This window comes from Anaerolineae bacterium (assembly GCA_016931895.1).
Lineage (GTDB): Bacteria > Chloroflexota > Anaerolineae > 4572-78 > J111 > JAFGNV01.
In genome coordinates this window covers 1-7,319 of the sequence record JAFGDY010000116.1, presented here as the reverse complement: position 1 = coordinate 7,319, position 7,319 = coordinate 1, and the positions used below count along the sequence as shown (strand labels likewise).

Annotated in this window: 5 protein-coding genes; 1 reads left to right on the top strand and 4 read right to left on the bottom strand. The window is 47.5% G+C overall.

Translation table 11 applies throughout. The features are described 5' to 3' along the window. The 4 genes from JW953_09050 to JW953_09035 form a co-directional block, all read right to left on the bottom strand. Window positions 1–496: hypothetical protein (locus JW953_09050; GenBank protein ID MBN1992841.1), on the bottom strand; the 496-nt coding region annotated here is incomplete at its 3' end. Window positions 497–875: 379 nt separating this feature from the next. Continuing rightward, the gene (locus tag JW953_09045) at window positions 876–1,856 is read right to left on the bottom strand and encodes an ABC transporter substrate-binding protein (protein MBN1992840.1); all 981 of its coding nucleotides are present in this window, start codon (window positions 1,854–1,856) and stop codon (window positions 876–878) included. Between the two features lie 22 nt (window positions 1,857–1,878). Then, window positions 1,879–3,450: a sensor histidine kinase gene (locus tag JW953_09040; protein ID MBN1992839.1), complete on the bottom strand. Its 1,572-nt coding sequence runs from the start codon at window positions 3,448–3,450 to the stop codon at window positions 1,879–1,881. A 31-nt stretch (window positions 3,451–3,481) separates the two neighbouring features. After that, window positions 3,482–5,071, bottom strand: coding sequence for a response regulator (locus JW953_09035; GenBank protein ID MBN1992838.1), 1,590 nt, complete (start codon window positions 5,069–5,071; stop codon window positions 3,482–3,484). A 445-nt stretch (window positions 5,072–5,516) separates the two neighbouring features. Between JW953_09035 and JW953_09030 the strand changes: the two genes are divergently transcribed. Beyond that, window positions 5,517–7,181: a patatin-like phospholipase family protein gene (locus tag JW953_09030; GenBank protein ID MBN1992837.1), complete on the top strand. Its 1,665-nt coding sequence runs from the start codon at window positions 5,517–5,519 to the stop codon at window positions 7,179–7,181. Window positions 7,182–7,319: the final 138 nt, after the last annotated feature.

Sequence of the window (7,319 nt, the reverse complement as noted above, 5' to 3'; positions counted from 1 at the left end):
TGGAGGAGGTATTGGCCGTGCGCCATTCGCTTTCGGCCCCAATCTGGGCGTAACCAATCGTCAGGTCTTCATACTTGCAGTTGGGGGCGCAGTCGGCAGTCAACGCTCCGCCCATTGCTTCTCCGCCCATTGCTTCCTCTTCGGGCTTCGCTGCGGCTGCTTCCGCTGCGGCGGCGGCTTCAGCCTTGGCTGCTTCGGCTTCGGCCTTGGCTGCTTCGGCAGCAGCCTTGGCGGCGGCTACTTCGTCAGCGGCTGCGCCGGCCACTTCTGCCGCTTGCGCTTGCGCTTCAGCGGCGGCGGCCATCGCTTCGGCTGCTTTGGCTTCGGCCTCGGCGGCAGCGGCAGCGGCAGCGTCTGCTGCGCTTTGAGCAGCACCTACTTTGGCTTCGAGGTCTTTTACTTGAGCCTCAAGGTCCGTCGTGTTTGCACCGCAGCCTACCACGGCAAAAGCCATAGCCAATACTACAATTAACAGTAGAACTTTTGAAAACTTCATTGTCACTCGCTCCTTTTATTGTAGCTTATTAAATTTAATTTGGTTTGAATATGAGCGTCTCTCCCGGGACGAAACGCCGTTTCAATAATAAATCTTAATTTGGTAAATATCAATGAACTTTTATTGGAAGTTTATTGATATTCGTATTGTACTATCCAGCAATAGAAGTTTCTCCTCGCAGAAGTTACGGTTTTTTTTGATAAAGGTTAATAATTTTTTTGACGAAAATAGTAGGGGGGTAAAAAAATCAAAAATAGGTTACCTGTAAACAAAGTAGTTCTATCTTTGCACAAAAAAGCGACGCCAAGCGTCGCTTCTCTATGTAGTTTTTATTTGCTTGTAGAAGAATCGGGTTTAACTTTAACGTGTGGCTTTCTGGCTAATATTTGCGAGTTGGTAGGATTTCTGCGGCGTTATCAGGAAAAAAAATACTTTCCTCAGATGGGATCCATTTGGGAACAGGTTCGTCATTAACTACTTTCAGGACTAATTCAAAGAATTCTGGACCGAGGAGGGGGTTACACTCAACCGTAGCATTTAATTTGCCCTCAATCATAGCTCTAAAAGCATCCCCTACCGCGTCAATTGAAACAATCTTAATGTCCACACCAGGCTTCAGCCCATATTCTTCAATGGCTTGGATAGCGCCAATCGCCATATCGTCGTTGTGAGCATAAAGCGCATCAATGTCGTTGCCGTATTTATTCAAGAAGGCTTCCATCACTTCCTTACCTTTGGCCCGCGTGAAGTCGCCAGACTCGGAAGCAATGATTTTCATCTCTGGATAATCTTTCAGAACTTCTCTAAATCCCTTATAGCGATCATTAGCCGGGGCTGAGTCTACTGTACCTACCAATTCTACAATCCTGCCTTTGCCATCAAGAAGATCAACCATTACCCGGGCAGCATTTTTACCTTCTTCGGTAAAGTCGGAGCCAATATATGTGGTATAGAGATCTTCGGGAACAGCCGCACGGCGGTCAACCAGGATGATGGGAATGCCCGCATCTTTGGCTTCCTGAAAAACACTCTCCCAGCCCGTTTCTACCACCGGAGAAACCCCAATCACATCCACCTGCTGGGCGATAAAAGCCCGAATGGCTTTGATTTGATTTTCCTGTTTTTGTTGGGCGTCTGAGAACCTCAACTCCACGCCCAGCCTTTCCGCTTCTTCTTTGATGGAGACCGTGTTGGCCGTGCGCCATTCGCTCTCGTCGCCAATTTGAGCATAACCAACAACCAAACTTTCGTAGGTCTTTTTGCCATTGTCTGGTTCTTTGGTTGGTTCGGGGGTAGATTGGGCGCTACACCCTGTTATCGTGAAGACTATCAAAGATAGGATAATTAATGATTGTTTCATTATGACATACGTAAGTCCTGTATTATTTCCCATTGGTTTTGTCTTTGAGCGGAATGGCCAGGGTGACCCGGGTGCCTTCCCGGTATTGGCTGGCAATGGAAAGACCATATTGTTTACCATAATATAACTTGATGCGTTTGTTGACGTTTTCCAGTCCAAACCCGCTTTCCTTTAAGATGATTTCATCAGAGTCATCATTCATTTTGGCCTGAATTTGGCCCAGTTTGTATGGCGTAAACCCAACGCCGTCGTCTTCCACTTCAAATAAAACCAGGTTTTCATTCTCTCGTTTGACCCGTACCGTAATGGTTCCGCCGCTCCTTTTGTATTTAATGCCATGATAAAGAGCATTCTCGACCAACGGTTGCAGGGTCAGCTTTAAGATGGTGCCATCCAAGACGCTCTCATCCAATTCAATGTTATAGTCTAAAATATTCCTATAGCGCATCTTCTGAATAGCCAGGTAACTTCTGGTATGCTCAACTTCTTCTCGAATGGTGATCCAATCCTTGCCTTTGCTGAGGCTGATTCTGAAGAAGCTGGATAGGGCGCTGACCAGGTCAACAACCTGGTCGGTTTTTTGGGACTCGGCCATCCAGACAATTGTGTCCAGGGTGTTGTAAAGAAAATGGGGGTTGATTTGCGCCTGCAATACCCTGAACTCGGATTTTTTTAGATTTTCTTGTTCTTTAACTTTGGCCTCTAATAATTCTCTGATTTTGCCAATCATCACATTAAACGTCATGCCTAACTCGGTAATTTCATCAACGTTGTCACTGGTCACCAACACCTGCAAGTCATTTTGGGTAATGGTGGTGGTGACATTGTGCAGCTTTTTAATGGGGATATAAATGCTTCTGGAAATAACTAAGGCTGCGGCAATGGAAAAACCAACGGCGCAAAACATCAGCACAATATAGGTGATGGCCCAGCGGGCGAAACTGCTTTGCATTTCTTGATATTGCTCTTCCGCCTGATTCACTTCAAACAGCATGTATTCCTGCACCAGATCGTTGACCAGGTCTGAAACGCCTCTGATATTTTCCAGAACCAGTTCGTTTTCGGCTACCGTGCTGCCCTGTTCAATCTGTGCCCCCATCAGGTCAACATAGCGGGTGAGCGTTTCCATAGTTCTAAGGATGACCTCAAGTTTGATCTTGGTTTTGTCGGAGTCGGTGTTTTCTATCATCCAATGGAGTTGGGCATTCACGTCGTCAATAATTTCGTACTGTTTACCTTCTTTGAATTCTTTTTTACCGGCCACAATGTTCCACATTTCCTTATCAATGGCGGGCTTAATGTATCCATTGATGCTGTTGGCCGTGGTAATATTGGTGATCATGGCATCGTATTGGCGATTGTATTCCAGCACCCGGATAATCAAGATGGCGTTGGTGGCGCTCATCATCAGCAGCACAATGCAAAACGACAGCAGGATCTTCATCCTGATGGATAAATTTATGCCCGCAAAAACGTCAACAATTTTCCCCAGGTAATATTTGGGTGAAATTTTGTTTTTTGAATTCTTTTTTAGGCTATTGGCTATTCCGGTTAAGGCGTGTCGGTAATCAAGAGTCAATGCTTTTCTAATCACTTTTTAAGATACACCTGAATTAAAAATATTTTTAGGCCATTTGGGCCTGTAAGCGAAATTTTCTGGGCGACAGGTTGGTATTTTTTTTGAAGACGTGGCTAAAATAGTGAGGGTCGTTATATCCGATTTGGTGGGAGATTTCAAAAGATTTTAGGGTTGTGGTGCGCAGTAATTCTTTAGCCTTATTGATTCTGATTTGGGTAAGATACTCTTTGAAGGTTTCCCCGGTTTCGCGGCTAAAGGTGGTGCTGAAATGGCTGGGACTGAGATTGACCTGGGCGGCGACTTCATTCAGAGATAGGTCGGCGTCGGTATAGTGGGCGTCAATATACGCTTTGGCCTGATCAATCATCTCCGCATAGTAGTTGTTGGCCTGATGGTCTCTAAACTCCATAGCGCTGGTCAGGATTTGCTGGGCTTGTTGTCTGATCTGGTCAATGGTCTTGATGTTCATCAATAATGTTTCTACCTGATTGATCTCCGGGATAACCTGGTCAATACTTCCGCCCAGTTCTCTTACAAATTTGGCGGTAGCCAAAACAATATCAACAAAAATGTAATTTTTAATAAGGTATGATCTGAGAGCAGCTTCGCTGAATGGTTGAATATAAGCCGCAAAAAAGTCATCAAATTCTTCTTTGGCCCTGCGTTTCAAAAAATTCTCAACCGCGGTTTTGTCCAGCTTGAGCAGTTCTTTTTTATCAACTTTACTTTGAGGCTCCAACTGCCTGTTTCCGGTGGTGGCATGTTGGGCATTGGCCAATGCCTCCACAAAGGATTGGTAAATATCGCCAATCCGTTTTTGGGGATTTCCCACGCCAATAACCAGGCTGCACTTTGTTTTATTTTCAACCTCCTGGTTAATCAAGTCTAAAATAAAATAGCCCTCTTCCTCCAAATATTCCACACAATGTCCTTTGATGATCAGAACCAGCTCTTCCATATCCTTTTTCAACAAAAAAACATCGGGATTATTGCCCACCATGCCCGCTACAATTTGTTGAACTTGTTGGTATTGGTGATAATTGAAACCTGCGGTACAATCGCCTAACTCAACTTTAATCACCATCACCAGGTACCATCTGGCAATAATGTCCATATCCAACAGTTGGCTGGTCTCCACCGCTTCCGACGAGGAAACTGCGCCCATGACCAGTTTGAGCAGGAATCTTTCCCGCATAGCCGCCCGGTTTTCTTCAATTTGCTCCTGTAATTTTTGCAAGTGTTCTTCTTCTTCCCGCTCCTGCTTGATCTGGGTGGTCACTTTTTGCAAGGTCTGGTGCAGCACGCGCACCCCCACAGGCTTGAGCAGGTATTCGGTCACTCCCAGTTTCACCGCCTCTTGGGCATAATTGAATTCATCGTGCCCGCTCAGAATAATAATCTTAACCCACGGCATCCGCTCCCGCACAATTTTGCAAAGCTGCAAGCCATCCATAAAGGGCATTTTGATGTCGGTAATGAGTACGTCGGGTTGGGCTGCCTCAATCAGGGGCAAGGCAATTTCCCCATCCGGGGCCTCGCCGCAAAATTCAAAACCGGCGGCCGTCCAATCCACATTGTCGCGAATGCCTTCTCTGGCAACGATTTCATCCTCAACGAGAAATACCTTGTTCAACATGATGCCAAAACTCCCTAAAATATTTACTTGGTTGCTGCCATTAGTTTGAGTTTTCCAAAGATAAACCGATAACTTTCCAAAAATAAGTCAGCTTAGCGTATCAACTGGGGGAATGGTGGCAGGGGTGATATCCTCATCGAATGACTAACTTGTTGGTTTTGCGGGTGTGTTTCAACTTCTTGTTTGTCTCAATCCATGTTATCGTTCCCGTGAACGAAAACGGGAACGATAACAATCTTATTTTAGCCAAAAAGTTCATTGCTGTCCAATTTGGCCCGGCTCTCATCGGAATATTCAGGAACACAAACTTTTTGCCGGGAAGTTTCAGGTCATCGGTGGGGACAGGACAATATCCTGTCCCCAAGACTTACCTACCATTGACCCCTTCTCTCAATCGGTTTATAATTGAGGAGAATAACTTAAGGCGCATTGCAGGAGACTGCCATTGACCCCACTCTATATTTTGCGAGGCATCCCCCTTTTCAAAAATCTGGAAGATAACGACCTCAAATTGATTGCCGGTCGTTTGAAAAGTGAAAGTTATCCCAAAGGCGCTCTTGTTTTTAAAGAGGGCGACGTGGGCGATACCATGTACCTGGTGGAGTCAGGCCAGGTGACCGTGATGCATGGGGATACCGGCGAAGCCATTGCGCACCTGGGACCGGGCGCCTTTGTGGGGGAAATCTCACTGTTGCTGGCGCAGCCCCGCACGGCCAGCCTGCGGGTGGATATTGATGCAGAACTGTGGGCTTTACGAAAAGTGGATTTTGAAAAATTGTTGAACACCCGGCCCTCAATTGGCCTGGAGATGATGCGAGAGTTGAGCCAGCGGCTGGTTACCACCACGCGCCGCCAGAAACGGCGCCTGACCCGCCGGATCACGGCTTTGCTTATCCCGCCGCACTCGCCAGGCTCACCGGAGATTGAATGGGGTGGCTTTGAACTGGCCCAGGCCCTTTATTCTCAATTAAAAAGTACGGTGGGGGTGCTTCCTTTGCCTAACGCCAGGCTGGAAAATATCGTCACCCTCAGCGGCGGGGTGATGATTTTGGATAACGACAACCTGGACGAAGGTTATTTGGCCAAAAGTTTAAGCTACCAGGTTGAGGTTTACAAACACATCATTATCATCTTGCCCGATACCCCGGACCCCCTGGCCGAAAAGGCGATGGAACTGGCCGATACCGTGGTTGTTGTTGGCCGGCCGCCTGATTGGTTTTTACCGCACAGGCAAAAACAAGATGTTTGGATTGCCGGTGGGGCTGAGGTTGACCTATGGCGCACCGCGCGGCGTTTGACCAACCGCACCGTTGGCCTGGCCCTCTCCAGTGGCGGTTCGCGGGGCTTGGCCCATATTGGAGTGATGAAGGTTTTGCTTCAGGAAGAAATCCCCATTGATCTGGTGGCCGGCACCAGCGCCGGAGCCTGGTTTGGCGCGTTTTTTGCCGCCGGTTGGAGTCCCGCCCGCCTGGATCAATTTGTCACCGAAATCAAAGATGTCACCAAATTTTCAAATTGGGATTTTAATATCCCCCCCCGCACGGGCATTGCCAAAGGCCGCAAGGCGCGGGACAGGGTGATTGACCGTTCAGTGGAAGGTCGCACGTTTGAAGATTTGAAAATCCCGCTGTGCATTGTGGCTGCCGATATTTTGACCGGCGATGAAGTGGTATTTGACTCCGGTCCTCTGGCCGATGCCATTCGCGCCAGTCTCAGCGTGCCGGTGCTGGCCGACCCCTGGCATTACCAGGGCCGTTATTTTGTGGACGGTGGTATTGTTAACCCTTTGCCCGCCAGCGTGCTGCGCAATCGGGGGGCCGATATTGTGATTGCTTCTAGCGTCGTCCAATCCTTGCGCGAGTCTTACGCCGGCAGTTATGATCAAATGCCCAACATCCTGCAAATCGTTTTCAATATCTACAGCGCTATGGAAGCCCACGTGGTTGAAGACCAACTCCCCCTGATCGACGTTCTCATCCAACACAAAGTCTCGGCCAAACACACGCTAGATTTTGAGCACGTGCAAGACCTGGTGCAACTCGGCGAGAACACTGCCCGCCAGATGTTACCCGCTATTAAACAAACTATTGCCCATCCTCCCGAAGGGTGATTGCCTTTATAAAGAATTGTACCAAGAATAGACCAAGTAAAGGAGCAACTAATGAACGATAAAACTATAACCCCGGATATATTAGAGGATATTGACAAGGTGGAGTTTGAAGACTTGTTCGATGTCCAAGAAATGCAG